Source organism: Sporosarcina sp. SAFN-015 (genome assembly GCF_051966875.1).
Lineage (GTDB): Bacteria > Bacillota > Bacilli > Bacillales_A > Planococcaceae > Sporosarcina.
Genome location: NZ_JBQCKP010000007.1, coordinates 21,111 through 38,095, shown reverse-complemented (window position 1 = coordinate 38,095; position 16,985 = coordinate 21,111). Strand labels below are relative to the sequence as shown.

Genomic DNA, 16,985 nt, shown 5'->3' with positions numbered 1-16,985 from the left:
TGAGAATACCATTTCAAAATGACGGCCAGGTCGCTTGCGAAGCGACAAATTTATACACCTAACACATTCTGCCCGAATGCAAACAACGCTTCATTAATTTCAAACAGATCATAGTTCCCTTGTTCAATAAAAAACTCGATGATCAAATCCGATTTGCTGCTAGGCGACAAAGCGAACCCTGCCCGCAGCAACAAATCGTGCGTCTCATCCAAACTCAATTGCAGCGCAAGCGCAAAAGCAATCACCGTCGGTTTACTCGGACGGTACTCACGATCATTCCCGATCTTCGAAAAAAGCTTCCGATCGATACGCGCTCTCTTATACGTTTCGCTGTCCGTCATCCCTTTTTCATCAATCTTGCGCAGGAGCATTTCCGTGAACGTTTCATCCACATTTTCCAAAAGGTCCTTCAAACTGCGGCGGCTTTCATTGAGGATTATTTCCGCTTCAAACAGCTCATGGGGGTCTTCTTCTAGTTGATAGATTGGGGAAAGTTCTTCTATGTAATGTTTATCGAGGTAGTGTTGAATTGTTGTTTTTAATTGGTCAGATAGGGTCATCGGAGTCTCCTTTTCGCTATTTTAGTAATGTAAATGAAAATGAATGAAGGGTACCGGGCTCAATGAGAACCAAGTACCCGAAACTCCATTATAAAGCAGCAATCCGGTCACGTTCGCTTGCAGTCAGTTCAAAATCAAAGATATCTAAGCATTGTGCTTGGCGGTCTTTATTATGAGACTTCGGAATGACGATGACATCACGTTCAATTTGATAGCGCAAAACAACTTGCGCGTATGTTTTGCCGTATTGGCTGCCGATTTCATCTAACACCTGCTTGGCATTTTCATCGATACCGCGTAATGGAGACCATGCGACAGTTGCAATACCTTTACTTTCATTATAAGCAATTAATTCTTCATTCCAATTTCCGACTTGAGATTTAATTTGATTAACAGCCGGTGTAATACTGCCCTGTTCAAGAAGTAAATCAAGATGTTCTTTTTCAAAGTTCGAAACACCAATCGACTTGAACACACCGCGGTTATAGTAGTCTTCTAAAATACTCCATGCCTCCAACATCCCAGCATGATCATCCCATGGTTTATGGATCAGGAACAAATCAATATAGTCCGTTTGTAATTTCTCTAAGCTTTTTTCAATCTCGGCATGGGCCCAGTCTGCACCACCGAAACCTTCAAATGTATTGAGCTTCGTCGTGATAAAGAAATCTTCACGTGGCAGTGATGACTTCTTTAACCCATCTCCAAGAACTTCCTCATTTGCATACAATTGAGCAGAGTCAAAATGACGGTAGCCGTTTTCAATGGCCCAGTCGATTTCTTGCGTGTCTCCTCTTAAGGCACCTACGTATTGGTTTCCTTCTTTGCCATACGTATTTGTACCACTTCCTACGATTGGAATGTCAATGCCGTTATTCAATGTACGATACTTCATCTTAACCCCTCCTATGCTATATTTCTCACCTTACCTTAGTGATGGGTGCCTGCGCAAGGTTGGAATCTATTTATTCAATACAATTTCATAATTATGAAAGATGGCCGCTATCTTCGCGGGGAATCTTCTTTTCTAACGGTTTTTTATTTAGATTAGTTGAATTAATATGAATATGTCTTACACAGGCACCTTTACAATGGCTAACGCATACAACTACGTGTGGAGTGAATGTCTGCTGGACAGTGCCCGCGCATGGGAAGCCGAGTACACTGTCCCCGAGCCGTCCTTCGTACTGACCTTGCATTAATTCTCCCGGATAGGAGTAATCGTACAGAGGTGTCCACCGTTAGTTTAGGATGGATGGCAAAGCATTTCTTTGCCGTCAAATAAAATTGCTAAGGAGAACTTTCACATGCTTAAAAGATCGATAATCACTGCGTTTGTATTGGCTTTTAGTATTTCGGCAACTGCTGTTTACGCGAAGCCTTCCGAAAAACATGTCCCCGATGAATATAAGGAGCTGTACGCTAAGAATACCCTGACCGAAGAAAGGCTGGCCATGCTGGAAAAAGCCATAGTCCCCACTTCCCCGGATAAAACAATCGAGCTATGGGCAAAAGCGGTGACGGAACGGAATGGCGCCCTTCAATATGCATTGTTTACCGACAATGCAAGGGCTGGAGTGAAAGGGACATTTGAGAGTTTCCACTGGGTGACGGGCGTTTCAAGTCCATGGGTGGAATCGTACAAAGTGATTGGCAAAAAGGAAACCAAGGATAGAACGAAGGAATATGTGGTCGAGTTCGATTTGGCTACCTCAACCGGCTATGCGGGAACAGACAAGGCGAGGGTCGGACTGGTTGAACAGGATGGCAAATGGTTCATTGCCGGGGTTGGCCCCGCTGAGGATGGATCATTCGGCATCTGGAACACGCCGGAATCGGTGAACGAAGCAGCTTTGGAAAAAAAACTGAAGAATATCAAGTCATTCGAAAGCAAATACGGCTTCACCATTCAATTCCTGAAAAAGGACATGGACAAATTGGTGATTACTGACACGACTTGCCGGAACGAAGAAGGCAATCCACCTTGCACGAACTTCTATTACAAAGATCCAAGCAGTAAAAAGGAGATCCTGGTCGGCACAGTGATCCGCCTGACAGACAAACAGGCAAATTCAAGTTACTACAAGGACCACCCTTTCCTCAACAAGCTCGGGGAGAGCAACAAGCACTATTTTTACGCAATCTATCCGAGCGAAAACCCTTATGGAAAAAAAGAGAAGTCGGCAAAAGGCAAAGAGTGGAGCCGTTTGTTGAATCTTATGAAAGAGCGTACCGCACATATCCTGTTTTCCAAGTAGGACACATGCTGGCCCCGAATACCTGAAACACGCTATTCGGAGCCAGCTCTTGCTTTTGCTGCGCCGTGCGATTTGAGGCGGTGCCAGATTGTCGATACAATGGTGGCACACCATATCTTTAATTTAAGCTCTACCTTAAAATTGTTAGGGGTTGAAACGATATTAACAGGTGTTAGGCCTGAAGTGTAAGAACTATCGAAATCGTATTTAAAAATGCCATAAACCTTTAAGAATAAAGGGTTTATGGCATTTTGTATTTTAATAATAATTTCCTTACCTAAAGCTACACGATAAACGCAAAGTATAGGATAAATAACAAACCAAGCACATACATGATTGGATGAATTTCTTTATACCGCTTTTGTGCTAGGAAACAAAGTGGATAAAGAATAAAACCAAATGCAAGACCCATTGCCACACTCGAAGTGAGGGGCATCATGATTATGGTTAAGAAGGATGGAATCACAATTTCCAGCCTGCTCCAGTCTATTTTTCTTATTTCCATTGCCATTAATGCGCCTACAATAATTAACGCAGGGGCTGTTACTTCCAAAGTAATAACAGATAATATCGGTGAAAAGAACAACGCAATCGCAAAGCAAGCAGCAATAACGACAGACGTAAAGCCTGTTCTACCACCGACTGCAATGCCAGCAGAAGATTCAACACTCGTCGCAGGTGTGGATGTACCCAATATAGCTCCCACTGCACTAGCGGTAGAATCAGCAAGCAATGCTCTTCCTATATTCGGCACAGTATTCCCTTTCATCATTCCCGCTTGACTGGCCAGTGCAATTAAAGCACCCGCCGTATCAAAAAAGGCAACTAGTAAAAAAGTGAAGATCACTGCCAATAATTCAGGGGTGAATATCTGATCTAAATGGGAAAACACGACACCAAAGGTTGGTTTCAAGCTCGGTATACTTCCAATGATTTGTGAAGGACCATTTATTAATCCGACCATCATCCCAATAATTGTGGTGATGATCATTCCATAAAAAATTCCTCCACGTATTCCTCGTACTAACATGACAATCGTAATGACCAAGCCAAAAATGGCGAGCAGGGTCGAAGGTGATGTTAAGTTTCCAATCGAAACAAATGTATCAGGATTGGAAATAATAAGTCCTCCATTTTTCATCCCAATAAATGTAATGAAGAATCCGATTCCAGCAGCGATCGCATATTTTAAATCCAATGGGATGATCGTAATAATCTTCTCGCGGATTTTCATTAAACTTAATAACATGAAAATGACTCCTGCAATAAAAACACCGGTTAATGCGACTTCCCATTGTATGCCCATCCCGATACAGACAGAAAAAGTGAAAAATGAATTCAAACCCATACTTGGTGCAATCCCGATCGGGAAGTTTGCAAGCAACCCAATAAGCAGTGTGCCGATAATCGCCGTAAGAGCGGTTGCCGTAAATACAGCCCCACTATCCATCCCAGCTTGGCTGAGGATAAGTGGATTGACGACTAATATATACGCGATGGAAAGGAAGGTTGTCACGCCTGCGAGTGTTTCCTGCTTATAGGAAGTATTCCGTTCAGCGAATTTAAAAAAGTTTCTCATGTTGTAATCTCCTATTTGCTAAAGTAAAGAATGAATAGTCATGGTTTCAAGAATCATTTTTCAACCAGTTCATACTATTATGCCCTATAATATAAAAAAACTTTGGCCTAAGTTAGGACAAAGTTTTTTCTACAAAAAAGGAATATAAAATTGCATTACTTTCACATTCCTTGTAGACGAGCTATTTATGGTAGCTGGTAGAAACTTTCAAGCCGTATTCTTGAATTTATACAAGGTATTCTATTCTTTTTAAAAAACAATAGAGGAATTGTAACAAATTTAGATGGGAACGTCAATAAACAAGTGAAGGGTACCAGGTTCTGAAATGATTTCGAAACTAAATGAGAATTTTATATGATATTGAACCGCTACGGAATCAATAGTATACTTAATAAAATGTAGAGAACTGGAGTGATCCCGATGGAGAATCAATTGACCGAAATGATGGTAAAAGTCATGGACAAGCTGTCTTCAATCGAATCTGAAATGACGAGCATGAAGTCAGAAATGGCCGGTTTGAAAACAGAGATGAACACAAGATTTGACGCTGTCGATACACGGTTGGATGCGGTAGAATCCAAATTGACAGGGGTAGGCCAACATTTCGAAGAGTTATCCAAGAACATTCAAGTCAAAGATAATTTGACGAAAGAACTTAAATACATTACCCATAAGGTAAATGCACTGGACCGTGAGTTATTTATGCGCACCAATCCACAATAAGTTATTCGTTAATGATGGCTTGCATCGCAGGCCTTGATTAAATATTTTCTCAAAACGTCCATTGTTTGCGTAGCAGACACTGGACGTTTTCATGTCGCTTTTAAAATAGATTTCCGCTTCCACGCATCGGAAGTTAAAATCGGTACCTGTGCAAGAAACATTCATGTTAATTCAAACACTTTGGATATTAGTAAATGAATATTTTAGAAATTCCAATCTATCAACATTTCTATTTCATCTTTACGCATTTGTAGTGTATTGTCTGAATTCAATCTTGCACAGGTACCTTTTGCAATTTTAAGCGCGATGACGTACATGTTTTTCAGAGGAAAACGAGTAGCGTCCCCTACAGTGAAAGGTAGCAGGTTCTAAAACAATTCGAAATTCAATGAGAACCTGTCACTTGAAGTTATGATGCAAATTGGTTGTATCTCCCAATAAGCTGTCCTATACTAAAAATAAGATACAAGTAATTGATCACATTGAATAAACTAAAAAGACCACCTAATGCTGCTAACATTAGACGGTTTGTAATAGCAGGTTCCCTACAAGGGGATCAGCTCTTTAGGCAAAGTAATCCATCCGTATTGAGCTCCCACTCAAGGATGGATTATTTTTTGTTGTGGAACGACAATATTGCTACAATCAATGCTCCGAAAGTGAATACGAGCATTAGTGCTTGATATACTGTCATGCGACCACCTCCCTTCATCGGGAAATGGCCGACCACCCTAGGCTTAGGATAAGTGGATTGACGACTAATATATACGCTATGGATAGGAAGGTTGTCATATACACTTGTTCAAGTGGTTAGCTCCATTCAAACCCCTCATCCACACACTTCCCCTGCATAATACGGAAAACACACCGCCTCCCGCTTCAGCTCACGAAAACACCGAAACTCACCCGTGTCTTCATAGTAAAAGGCCGCATCCATCTTGTTACTCACATCTCTGATTTCCTGCGCAAGCTGCCCGTAGATTTTATGGTGCTTCGCTCTCGCGTCTCCCTCATTATGTGCTAGATAAATCGCAAACCGTTTCCCGCTCATCGGCACAACGAAAAGCTTGATTGTACACATTTGCAGCCAATTTTCATCCCGCATTTTATACACCATCTCAAAATCCAACTCTTCATAACGTAACGTACTTTCGAGATCATCCAGTTTCACGATTCCTTTTTGCAACGCGTAGTAAACAGCATGTGCAGTTAATGGCTCTTCGTAAAAAATCGCATCATGAAGTAGCTCCCTCACTGTTTGTCCCAATCCCAACAACCTCCCCGTATATTTGTTATAAGCAGCGTAAGCCGTCCCGACTGGACCGTTCCTGTTTTTTGAAACGATGAGCTCCATGATGTTGTCGTTATCATCCTTCGTGTAGTACGCATCGCGGTATAAAAAGATGATGACATCCGCATCCTCCTCAATCGAGCCCGATTCCCGCAGATCCGACATGAGCGGGCGCTTATCATGCCGCTGTTCAACAGCCCGGCTTAACTGTGCAAGCGTTACGACCGGACAATTGAACTCTCGCGCCATCCCCTTCAATTCCTTCGTAATCTCAGAAACTTGCAAATGCTTCGTAATGCTTTTATCTTCCGAATGAATTAACGTCAGATAGTCAATCAAAATGAACGGCTTCATACCCGGATATTCATGAATCATCTTGCGCACTTTCATCCGCATTTCCGCAACCGTCTGCCTGCTCCGATCAAAAAACTGGATATTCGTCTCTGCCAGCCTTCCAATCGTTCTCACCCAATTCCCTTTTTGTGGCTCACTGAGCAGTCGATAGGGGTCGCGCATCCGCATTCTCGAAAAACGGCCTGTTGACGCAATCAACCGATCCCGCAAACTCGTATCTGCCATTTCAAGTGAAAAGATGATCGGCAAACGTCCTTGCCACCCGGCGTACTTCGCGATATGCAGCATGACGTCGGATTTCCCCATGCTCGGACGCGCTGCGATGATGGAGAGTTCACCGTCCTGGAAACCGTTCGTCATTTCATCGAGCTTGCTAATACCCGCTTGCGCTCCGTCCACAATTTCCTTTTCGATGAAAGGGTCTTCGTATACGTCCATCAGCAAATCAGATATGGCGGAGTGATCGCTCACCCGATTATCGAGAAGTGCATCGAGCTCACTCATAATTCGATCGATCGGCCAATTCTCCAATGCCGCCACGTGCAGTACATTCTGTTTCTCACGCTCCCGCCAAACGTCGAGCATCGCTCCTACATGGTCATCAAACTTCTCAACATGCGCATACTTCAAAAGGTCTTTCACATAATTCGCGCCGCCCAAATCCTGCGGACTGAATGTTGTGAGCAACGTTACGAGATCTACAGCCTTTCCTGACGCTCGCAGCTCCTTCATCGATTGGAAAATCATTTTATGTACCGGTCCCGCAAATTGGGAAACCGCCAAACCTGAATCTGTTATTAAATAATTCTCCTTCAACATCGAACCGAGTACCGCTTTTTCCGCAATCATATCGCTTCCCCCTTCGTCAGCTCTAATTTGAATTCATTCACAAAAAGATCTTTTCTTATATTCTTGTTTCTTTCTTTCTTACTAGCTGTGTTTGGTCTGTGCTTTGTCTGATGTCTGCCCGTGCTTTTGCCTGCTATATGTACATCGTTTCCTTGGTAGAACGCCCAATTGACAATGGTTATGATCCGATTTTTGTTCGTCGATTTGTCTGTCAAAAACCCAAGCGTTTCAAGTTTTTTTAACGTCCTCCGAAGTTTTGCCTCAGTCATCCCTCTCCCGCACCGGTGAATTAATGACGGAAGCGACGTTACAAACTGTCCAGGCTGCAACGTATACGTCTCTCCTCCCCATTCCCACTCCTTCTCCTCATAATTCGCCATTAACAGCATCGTTATCATAATTACCTTCTGCTCAGGCGTCGCATCCAGCCATATCGGATGATCCAAGATTGCGCGATGTAATTTCAACCAACCGTTCATGTTCATTCCCCCGTTTCATAATGTATGACCAGTCCCTTCATCCTCTATATAGATTCAAGTTCGTGAAAAGGATACTTAAAGAAAAACTTTTTTTTAGAAATGAAAAAACACCAACCATGTTCGACTTTTTTGTCGATGGGTTGATGTATTTTTCATTATGAGACAAACGAAGAAAGTATCCTTTTCATCATTTCAAATCTATATAGTGTGTGAAAGGAGGGGAAGCAAATGGCGACATTCGAATTCAGAAACGCGGTTGGAAAGGTGTATTTCGACGGCGGGATGACGGAGGATGGGAAAATGATCAAAAAATCGAAGTCCTATCGTAACATCTCAGAAGGTGCAACGGCAGATGATCTACACAAAGCCCTTTCACAATTGGCACAGCTCTCCGAATATCCATTCATCGGAGCAGAACGGGTTGACACAGTAGACATTATGAACTAAGGCGATTTACAAATGAACTAAAAAGGAGAGATGAAGAATGGCGAAAACGTTACAACTGAACTTCGTTACGGCAGCTGGGAAGCAGACTTCACTCACAGTGGACGAGCCACGAGCTGGATTAACACCGACCGAAGTGGAGGCAGCCATGCAGGAAATTATTGACGCTCAAGTATTTGAAGTCGATGGCTCTTTTCTTGCAACTGTAAAAGGCGCCCGCATTGTCGAACGCACTGTAGAAGATCTTGTAAAAGCATAATAAGAAAAGGCTCTCCGGCTTGGCTGGGGAGCCTTTTCTTTACCCATTCCAGCTTCGGTCGGCAGCCTCTCGGGTCACTTCGGTCTTGTAAGAAAAGGCAAAGAGCGCCTTTTTTTCAAGCCCTCCAGTGCCTGTCGAGGCAAAAACGCCGCCCTACGCATTATAATAAGGAGGCGAATTCAAAATGGAACAATGGCTAAATTTCATACAACAAATCGGATTTCCGATCTTTGTATCTTTTTACCTCTTGCACCGGCTTGAAACGAAACTCGAGGCAATACACAATGCGCTTGTTTCTTTAAAAGTGAAATAAACTGAACTTCACTAAAAGATAAGATTTAATAAAGATACCAGGCACTCGTGCAAATCGAATATATTTGGTGTCTGGCTCCTCTCAACGTTGTAACTAAACTAACGAAATCCACATTAATAAATGCTAGGCTCTATAATAAGAACCTAGCATTTTTTATGTATTCATTGAAATTCCCGAAGTTCTTTCTCGCCCTCAAGTCGAATCGCATTCATTCTAATTTGTTCGCGCTTTTCTTCCGGTAAGCCTTGTTCAGCATACTGTATTACTTCCTTATCAAACAATTCTTCCATATCATTTTCCATAAAGTCTAAGCTTAATAATTGATCGAATGATTTGATTCGTAGAGCAATCATAATAGCTATTAGATGCTGAAGGTTTAATGTTACTTTCTTTCCGTTTTTCAATTCGTTTAGAGAAGCATAACGGATTCCCGTTAACTTTGAAAGTTCCACTAAGCTCATACCTAATTCTTCCAAGCGCTCAGAGATCTTGGTTTGCACTTTCACCTGTCCAAATTCTTCCATTGTTTCATTTACAATCTCATTTATATTCTTACTTTTTTTCATATTAAATCCTCTCATTTCATCCACAGATAAAATAGCGAGTCGGTCCGTGGGTGGACAATTTACAACAACGAAAACAGGAAAGGAATACACACACAAATACCGTTCATTTAACCCACGGAACAACACGCTACAATTTAAATTATACTACAAAAACATTATCCGTAGTTTAAATATAAAATGGAATCTCTTGCCTTTAGGCATCTTACCGGAAATCCCTGAGATCATTATACAAAACTGATCCCATTCATCAGGGAATTCATTCTCTCCGTGCTTCTCCATCATTCGTCCATCTTGAATAATAGGCAAGTCCGCCCATCCTAATGCATATACTCTAAAACATTTCCGAATGCGACACTGCCGTTCCTTGCCAAATTAAATTAAAACGCTATCTAACAATCACTTAATTAGAACCCGCCTTATGACTCATTCTTCGTTCAGATGGCGGGTAACTACACAGTTTCTATACTTCGGTATGAAGCGAATAGCCATATTACAAGGGAGGTATTACACATGTCAACATGGAGTAAAAAGGAGCGGTTTTCAGCCGTCCTGTCAGGAGAAATTGCGGATCGACCGCCTATTTCAGCGTGGGGGCACTTTGTTGGAAGAGAAGAAACAGCCATTGATTTGGCGCAAGCCACAATCGATTTTCAAAAAGATTATGATTGGGATTTTATTAAGATTAATCCGCGTGCCACGATATTCGGCGAAGCGTGGGGCAACGTATCTGATTTCAATAATTATGTTGGCGATGTGCCAGCAATTTCACATCATCTAGTTCATGGAGCAGATGAGTTAAATAAAATTCAAGAGTTGGACCCTACCAAAGGAGCATTCGGCGAACAATTAGAGGCAACGCGATTGATCAAAGAGAATGCGGGTGAGGATACCCCGGTATTGCAGACGATTTTTACCCCCATGGCGATTGTCGAGTATTTGTGTGGGCATCGAACTGTAGCATCAAGTCGTTCAGCCGATCGAAAATTAAGTCCGCTGTCCAATCTGATTGAAGAACATCCCGAAGATTTACACCGCGCCTTGCAAGCGATTACTGATACATTAGTGAACTATATTCAACATGCTATCAAAGCCGGTGCAGACGGATTCTTCTATGCGGTATTAGGTTTAGCCCGTGACGGTTTCCTTTCACCAGAGGAATTTAAAGAGTTCGGAACCAAATACGATCTGATGCTTTTAGAGGCTGCGAAAGATACCTCACTGCTCATGCATACGTGCGGTCCCCAATCTAATCCCGAACGCTTTAAGGATTACCCAGTCCATTCAATACATTGGGCGGATAATGCGCAAGGAAATCCTTCATTGCTAGAATCGATTAGCTGGAATAAGAAATGTTTAATGGGAGGTGTGGACGAAGAACTATTTAAGGACCAAGACTCTAACAGGGTTATCCATGAAGCTCGGAAGACAATCCAAGCATTAAAGGATCACCCGTTTATTCTCGCACCGGGCTGTGGCCTTCCAGTTGGCACGAATGCTCAGGTACTGAGGGATTTTAGAGATATATTTTAAAAGTGCAACTGGCCGTGTTACGAGACTACCAAACCGCAAAGGAGTGAAAAACGTGAAGAAGACAGTGAAACCGTCACTTGGCTATTCAATCATGCTTGTTCTTCTTGCAGTTTTAATGATCAGTATCGGGATGATCGTCTTTAAAGCATCTATCCAGATCATGATGTTTATTACTATGCTTTCGATCATCCCGTTCGTTATGCACTTAGGGTACAACTATAAGCAAGTTGAAGAATTCATGTTCTCAATGATGGGGAAAGTCATGAATCCTATTCTGATCATCATGGCTGTCGGGGCTCTCATTGGCGCATGGATTTTAGCGGGTACAGTCCCGACAATGATTTTTTACGGTTTAAAGTTGGTCTCTCCAGAATTTTTCTTGCTCACTTCCCTTCTCTTTTGTTCGATCGTCTCATTGGGTACAGGAACTTCCTTTGGCACAATGGGCACTGCAGGGCTTGCTTTAATAGGGATGGGCCAGGTACTAGGCGTGCCACCGGGAATGACGGCGGGTGCAATCATCAGCGGTGCATATTTCGGCGATAAAATGTCCCCCCTGTCAGACTCTACAAATATCGTGGCTGCAATGTCCGGAAGCAATTTGTTTACACATATCAAACACATGCTTTGGACAACGGTACCTGCCTATATTCTGACGGCGGTAATTTTTGGGGTGATTGACTTCACCCGCGACGGTTCCGCAAGCGGGTCCGATATCGACACAATCTTAGGTTACTTGAATGAAGGATTTAACATAGGTTTTGTTCCTTTAATTCCTATTCTTGTTTTAATCGTTCTGCTTGTCCTAAAAAAGCCTGCCGTACCGTCAATTTTTGTTGCAGCACTCGCTGGAGCATTTATTGCGATTGTTTATCAAGGCAATACAATCTCCACCGCTTTAAACACACTCTATACCGGATATCGTTTTGAGTCGGGTATTGCAGTGATGGATTCTTTGCTGCAACGGGGCGGCGTCTCCAGCATGTTAGGAATCGTTGCACTATTCCTGCTTGCACTTGGCTTAGGGGGGCTTCTTCAGGGCTCAGGCGCACTAAATACAATACTTGATGCTTTCGCAAGCCGCATTAAATCTGTCGGCGGTTTAATTGCATCCACAGTAATCGTCAGTTATATCACTGTCGGAACGAGCGGTGTTATCAGCTTTGCCGCCGCAATCACTGGTACTTTAATGGGGCCCCTTTATAAAAAGTTTGGCGTAAGACCTGAAAACCTCTCGCGAACGATTGAAGATACCGCAACGCAAAGTGCGCCGCTATTTCCTTGGAGTATAAATTCTATCTTTGCGGCTGCAACTCTTGGAGTGAGTCCAGCGGCTTTCATTCCCTTCTGTTTCTTGGCATTCCTAACTCCAGTTTTTGCACTCATATATGGATTTACAGGTTTTACTATAACGAAGTTCAATCCGGAAGGAATTGACACAGAATAAGTTCGAATTTAGGGAAGTAGCGGAGTCCCCCAATAGAAGATGAAAAGCATATGACCGGATATGGGCATATGCTTTTTCATTGTAGCTGGCATAGCTGAAGTGAAAAACGACTTCGTTTCTTCGTCCAATCTTCGCTTACTCATTCTATTCAGAAGTGTTCGGGTGCATGGTACTAATTTGAATCAGCCTGAGATACGTTCCATCTCCATCGACTGAAGCATCTCATCTGTGAAGGCTTCCATATCCAATGTGGCTTGTTCAATCAGTCCATCTTTTAAAAGCTTCTTGAATTCAGTTGTAACTTCGGACAAAAGGAGTTCGTCAGCGTTTGTATCAAACAAACTAATCAATGATTTTTTAAAATAGTTTGGCCTTGAAGATATACTTTGGAAATTCAGAAGATACAATTCATAAATTTTAATCAGCACTTCTGTTTTTATAAGTTTAGCACGAGCATTTATACGTTTTGTCTTCAAATAGCTGTTCATAGCTTCAATTTTTTTTACATCGACATTATTGGATATAATTAAGTGTGCAGTGATTTCCAAATCACTTCTTAAATAATTCTCTAAGAAGTCCGATCCGTAGGCCCTGGTTATATAGTCCTCTGCTTTGCGTTGTTCAGCGATATTTAAATCATAACCTGTTGCTAATCTAGATAATTTGCAATCGTATGTGTAAGCGCACTTCTTCTCTTTACTTTTTGTTTTATAACTAAGAGTGAATACACCTTCAGGAAGTATCTTTCCACTAAATTTCGATCCCCATTGCGTAGAATTATGTGTGAGATCATTAATAATTGCATAGACATCGTGTTCTAAGTCATTAGCGGTGTACTTGTCGTTATTTTCAATTATACCCAGAGATTTATAAGCCTCAAAAGCGGACTTGGCACTTGATTGTTTCTGTCTTCGTAGAAACTCTGAAGAGATCTCTTTCATATAAGTCTGGAATTCTTCAGTCTTATCCATAGTATAAAAAAAGCCATAATTTTTTGTGATGATAAAACTGTCATTGTATTTCTCAACATTTACTTTATTTGAACCTATATATACTATAGCAGTCGGCATGACCATTCTATTGATTTTGTTTATAACCTTAAGAGGCAATTGTTGATCAGTGACCAAAAATCTAATTTCATCCCCGGTATCTTCATCTTCTACTATAAGAAATTGATATACTTCTTTGTCGATTGTTTGTCGTCCGTCTTTTGTATTAGACCAAGGAGAACCTAAGAATCCTCTGATCTTTCTTTCGAATACTTTTACAGCCTTATCCTTGTCCATTTCTAAAGTAATATTTTTTCTACTTTTTAGGCCAACCTCACATTCTGGGCATTCTTCTTCACTCTCATATATTTCCCAGCAGACGGTGCAAAACTTTTCGATATGCTCTTTCCTCACCATGACCTTTTTCTTCAACAAATCCTCAAATGTTCCTTTTGTCAAATCATCTAAGGGTTCTTCTTTGGTTAAGCCCATTAAATAATCCACTTTCTCTTCTATATCTCCATTAAAGTGTAGATTGGAAATAGGTTGATCGAGCGGGATGGAAAATCTTTTTTCAAATCTTTCCCTTAGATGTTTTTTAGTTTCCGAATCAAGACCACTATCATCCAATGAAAAAAGGACGTCCCCGGATTCTAAGGCAATAGCACGAATGGTCCTTGATGTTTTTGCTGATTGAAGTTTCAGTGATTTTATATCCTTTAAATCGCTTAAGTCAATAACCCCGCTTTGATGTGCCTGGAAGACCGCTTCCATAACATCACTGTCATTCAATTCAAAATGAATTAATGGAGATTTAGGTAAAGTACTTTTACTAAACGTAATAGCTGAAATCACTATACCATCAGTAGAAGGTCTCACTTGTTCAATACCCAGAATAGATTTTTTTAGAACAGCTGCATCATAATCTATGTAGGGATCCGTTGCAACTTCATTTAAGTGCGCGCCAAACATTGAGGCAAGAAAATCCAATAATGCATCCCTTTCCCTCAAAGTATAATCTCTGATTTCCAATGTGCTATCCACTGTGTTTACCGCGAACATGATTGACTTTACTTCCCGATTCCTAATCGGCTCCTCAAAATCGGGAACAGTTTTATCGTTTATCATTTTATATAACTGAAAAATAACCAAATCGCTGAATTTGGCATAAGAGTATATTTTGTATTCATTTGCTTGTCCCGATTTTTTGTAAAGGCGATTGCATAAATCATCTCTATTACTACTGTCGGTGGCTATCTTCAATATCTTTTCCTTGTCCTGCTTATTGGAGTAAGTAAAGAGTGTATTTGATGCTCGGCTTCTCCAATTATGATAAGTCAAAATCTCGAACAAGTGACTTGGGGATTGTTCATAAAGCGACCAAACAAGAGCGACTTCAGATAGATAATCCAATTGAAAATTCGCTTGTTGAACATATTCTTGTATCGTCATTTTCTTTCGGAAGGTGAATTCTTTAATCAGTAAGTACAATTTCTTTTTATGATCGGAAACTTCCGTACCAAGCAATTCGTCTGCACTTTCAGTTTGTTCTTCTTCATACAATAAAAATGATGATATTTCCAATAAAACACTTTTTTTCTGCTTTCTTATATCAGCATCAAAGTAACTGTTAAGATTATTAAATTTCGTTTCTTTTATTAGCTCAATATTTAAACCAAGTTCTTTCCAATAAGTCTCCTCATTTAACTCATCAAGCTTTCCATATTCATTATTTCTAACAGTTACTTTTTTACTCATGTAAGCACCCCTTCATCCTTGATAAGAAATTACCCTTCACCTACATATTCCCAGCCATCAACTCCGCCTGCTTCGCCACAGTTACTACCGCCATCTTCTGCAAATCAGGCGGATACCTTCACCAGTCTGCGCACAGTAATCCGCATTTTCGCCCTTGCCAATTCCCGTAAATTCCAGTCAATTTCTCTTTAATCGCTTTCGTCAGCTCATGCGCAATCACTTTTAGGATGTCATCCCTAGCACTTGCTCTGTTGTATAATGAAGAAAGTGCGCCGTAAAACGCTATTTCCACCTGAATCACGCCAGTGTTTTCACCAGCTTAGTAGGAGTAATGTTAGGGCCAGGTTCTGCAACAATCCAAAATTCATTAATACCCTTGCACTTGAAATTATTTCTATTGTAGAACCACGGGAAATTTCCTTTTACGGCAGTAATGCTACGATTGTTCAAATCAAGTCAAAACAAAGCAGTTCTAGACAATATTAGAGATGGTAAGCGCATTCTGTTAAAGTTCAATTTTTTCTCATCCATTACAAGCATACCGAATTGGCCATCCCTAAAAACTACTTCCCCAATTACCGTAACGATAATTTCATCTTCACTTTCCTCATAAAGTTTTTTTAACCCCTCGATCATCGAGCTAGTATTGAGAGACGAGTTCTGATAAAAAAATTCTTCTAGATAAAGCGGGAAGTAAACATGCTCATGCTTATCAACTATTGCGACAAGCGAATACTTTTCTTCTATATGAACGTCTCTTAAATTGCCTACAGTACTAATTGTCAGTCCGATATCCGAAAAAACAAAGTCTGCTAATGACATTCTTTTCTTTACAGTCGGATTTCTTTTACCTTTTTTAACTTCTTCTACATTTAAAGAGGTTGTCGGAAGAGTTACGTATACGTCCTCGAAATCCATAGAGTCTTGCCGCTCTATCACTTTGTTTTTTCGTTTTCTTGCATTGGTAGTTTGTCTTTCTAATCTTTTCGCACGTTCCTCTTCGGTTTCATTAAACCTATCAAACGTATCGTTCAATACGTTTTTCACATGTTCTTCTCGTAATCTCGATATATTTTTACCAACTATACGGAAGGATTTCGCACCCATAATCGTCTCCCTGTAGTATGGACAATCCTCAACATGATCATAGCCTTTCCACTTTTTAAAATATGCTATCTTAACTCCCTCAGGTACGTATACTAATCTACAATTACATTTCGGGATAGCGCAGTACAAATTCTCTTTGATAGTTAGGTAATCAGCGTGGCTAGTTATCGTTTCTAATATTACAACTTCTTCATTACTCCCATCTCTAAAAATTGCTCTATCAATTCTCATAACAAAACTCCCCTTCTTTGTCGTTTTTCATGAGACCCTATTTGGTTATATTATACCATGGAAAGTGTTGGAAATGTACAAGGGTAGTGTGAAAGTTATGACTTGATAATTTATAATGGTTTACTAATAAGGTTAACCAGTTTTTGAACAGAATTCGTGTATTATAAAACATTACCTTAACCCAAATAACCCTCGAGTAAATTTCACTGGAGGGTGTTTAAGGGGTAATTATTCTTCTCTATTGTTCA

The 16,985-nt window shown here is 40.9% G+C and carries 16 protein-coding genes, 1 pseudogene and 1 riboswitch; of the genes and pseudogenes, 7 read left to right on the top strand and 10 right to left on the bottom strand.

The annotated features are described in order from the left end of the window. Positions 1–50: 50 nt before the first annotated feature. Together ACTHPA_RS12905 and ACTHPA_RS12900 are read right to left on the bottom strand one after the other, a co-directional pair. Entirely contained in the window at positions 51–560 is a 510-nt protein-coding gene (locus tag ACTHPA_RS12905) for a hypothetical protein (RefSeq protein ID WP_440500749.1), read from the bottom strand. Between the two features lie 88 nt (positions 561–648). Next, positions 649–1,455 carry an aldo/keto reductase family protein gene (locus ACTHPA_RS12900; protein ID WP_440500748.1) on the bottom strand — a complete coding sequence of 269 codons (807 nt, stop codon included), beginning with the start codon at positions 1,453–1,455 and terminating at the stop codon, positions 649–651. Positions 1,456–1,867: 412 nt separating this feature from the next. On the opposite strand from ACTHPA_RS12900, the gene ACTHPA_RS12895 reads away from it, so the two are divergent. Beyond that, entirely contained in the window at positions 1,868–2,818 is a 951-nt protein-coding gene (locus ACTHPA_RS12895) for a hypothetical protein (protein WP_440500747.1), read from the top strand. A gap of 283 nt (positions 2,819–3,101) precedes the next feature. Here ACTHPA_RS12895 and ACTHPA_RS12890 read toward each other — a convergent pair whose 3' ends face one another. Then, a complete protein-coding gene (locus ACTHPA_RS12890) occupies positions 3,102–4,397 on the bottom strand; it encodes an NCS2 family permease (protein WP_440500745.1) in 1,296 nt (431 codons plus the stop codon). A 153-nt stretch (positions 4,398–4,550) separates the two neighbouring features. Then, a riboswitch (purine riboswitch) is annotated at positions 4,551–4,651 on the bottom strand. A 166-nt stretch (positions 4,652–4,817) separates the two neighbouring features. Here ACTHPA_RS12890 and ACTHPA_RS12885 point away from each other — a divergent pair. Beyond that, on the top strand, positions 4,818–5,120 hold the full coding sequence (locus ACTHPA_RS12885; protein WP_440500743.1) for a hypothetical protein: 303 nt from the start codon (positions 4,818–4,820) through the stop codon (positions 5,118–5,120). Between the two features lie 610 nt (positions 5,121–5,730). Here the strand turns inward: ACTHPA_RS12885 and ACTHPA_RS12880 are convergent. The 3 genes from ACTHPA_RS12880 to ACTHPA_RS12870 form a co-directional block, all read right to left on the bottom strand. Beyond that, positions 5,731–5,814: a putative holin-like toxin gene (locus ACTHPA_RS12880; protein WP_440500987.1), complete on the bottom strand. Its 84-nt coding sequence runs from the start codon at positions 5,812–5,814 to the stop codon at positions 5,731–5,733. 135 nt (positions 5,815–5,949) lie between these two features. Continuing rightward, complete coding sequence (locus tag ACTHPA_RS12875; protein WP_440500742.1) at positions 5,950–7,614, bottom strand: replicative DNA helicase; 1,665 nt, start codon at positions 7,612–7,614, stop codon at positions 5,950–5,952. Further along, a complete protein-coding gene (locus tag ACTHPA_RS12870; RefSeq protein WP_440500740.1) occupies positions 7,611–8,093 on the bottom strand; it encodes a hypothetical protein in 483 nt (160 codons plus the stop codon). The genes ACTHPA_RS12875 and ACTHPA_RS12870 overlap by 4 nt, the downstream gene beginning before the upstream one ends. A gap of 228 nt (positions 8,094–8,321) precedes the next feature. On the opposite strand from ACTHPA_RS12870, the gene ACTHPA_RS12865 reads away from it, so the two are divergent. From ACTHPA_RS12865 to ACTHPA_RS12855, 3 genes are all read left to right on the top strand, one after another. Then, positions 8,322–8,540 (top strand): DUF1659 domain-containing protein, encoded by a 219-nt coding sequence (locus tag ACTHPA_RS12865; protein ID WP_440500739.1) that lies wholly within the window; start codon positions 8,322–8,324, stop codon positions 8,538–8,540. Between the two features lie 37 nt (positions 8,541–8,577). After that, a complete protein-coding gene (locus ACTHPA_RS12860; protein WP_440500737.1) occupies positions 8,578–8,796 on the top strand; it encodes a DUF2922 domain-containing protein in 219 nt (72 codons plus the stop codon). A 184-nt stretch (positions 8,797–8,980) separates the two neighbouring features. Further along, a complete protein-coding gene (locus ACTHPA_RS12855; protein ID WP_317946147.1) occupies positions 8,981–9,109 on the top strand; it encodes a YvrJ family protein in 129 nt (42 codons plus the stop codon). 161 nt (positions 9,110–9,270) lie between these two features. Here the strand turns inward: ACTHPA_RS12855 and ACTHPA_RS12850 are convergent, their stop codons facing one another. Then, positions 9,271–9,675 (bottom strand): helix-turn-helix domain-containing protein, encoded by a 405-nt coding sequence (locus ACTHPA_RS12850; protein WP_440500735.1) that lies wholly within the window; start codon positions 9,673–9,675, stop codon positions 9,271–9,273. A 510-nt stretch (positions 9,676–10,185) separates the two neighbouring features. Here ACTHPA_RS12850 and ACTHPA_RS12845 point away from each other — a divergent pair. After that, positions 10,186–11,205 carry a uroporphyrinogen decarboxylase family protein gene (locus ACTHPA_RS12845; RefSeq protein ID WP_440500734.1) on the top strand — a complete coding sequence of 340 codons (1,020 nt, stop codon included), beginning with the start codon at positions 10,186–10,188 and terminating at the stop codon, positions 11,203–11,205. Between the two features lie 52 nt (positions 11,206–11,257). Next, the gene (gene nhaC / locus ACTHPA_RS12840; RefSeq protein ID WP_440500733.1) at positions 11,258–12,652 is read left to right on the top strand and encodes a Na+/H+ antiporter NhaC; all 1,395 of its coding nucleotides are present in this window, start codon (positions 11,258–11,260) and stop codon (positions 12,650–12,652) included. A gap of 182 nt (positions 12,653–12,834) precedes the next feature. Here the strand turns inward: nhaC and ACTHPA_RS12835 are convergent, their stop codons facing one another. The 3 genes and pseudogenes from ACTHPA_RS12835 to ACTHPA_RS12825 form a co-directional block, all read right to left on the bottom strand. Next, on the bottom strand, positions 12,835–15,399 hold the full coding sequence (locus ACTHPA_RS12835; RefSeq protein ID WP_440500732.1) for a hypothetical protein: 2,565 nt from the start codon (positions 15,397–15,399) through the stop codon (positions 12,835–12,837). A gap of 40 nt (positions 15,400–15,439) precedes the next feature. Then, a pseudogene (locus ACTHPA_RS12830) lies at positions 15,440–15,715 on the bottom strand (type I restriction enzyme endonuclease domain-containing protein); the annotation flags it as partial. A 140-nt stretch (positions 15,716–15,855) separates the two neighbouring features. Next, the gene (locus tag ACTHPA_RS12825; protein ID WP_440500731.1) at positions 15,856–16,737 is read right to left on the bottom strand and encodes a hypothetical protein; all 882 of its coding nucleotides are present in this window, start codon (positions 16,735–16,737) and stop codon (positions 15,856–15,858) included. Positions 16,738–16,985 lie beyond the last annotated feature (248 nt).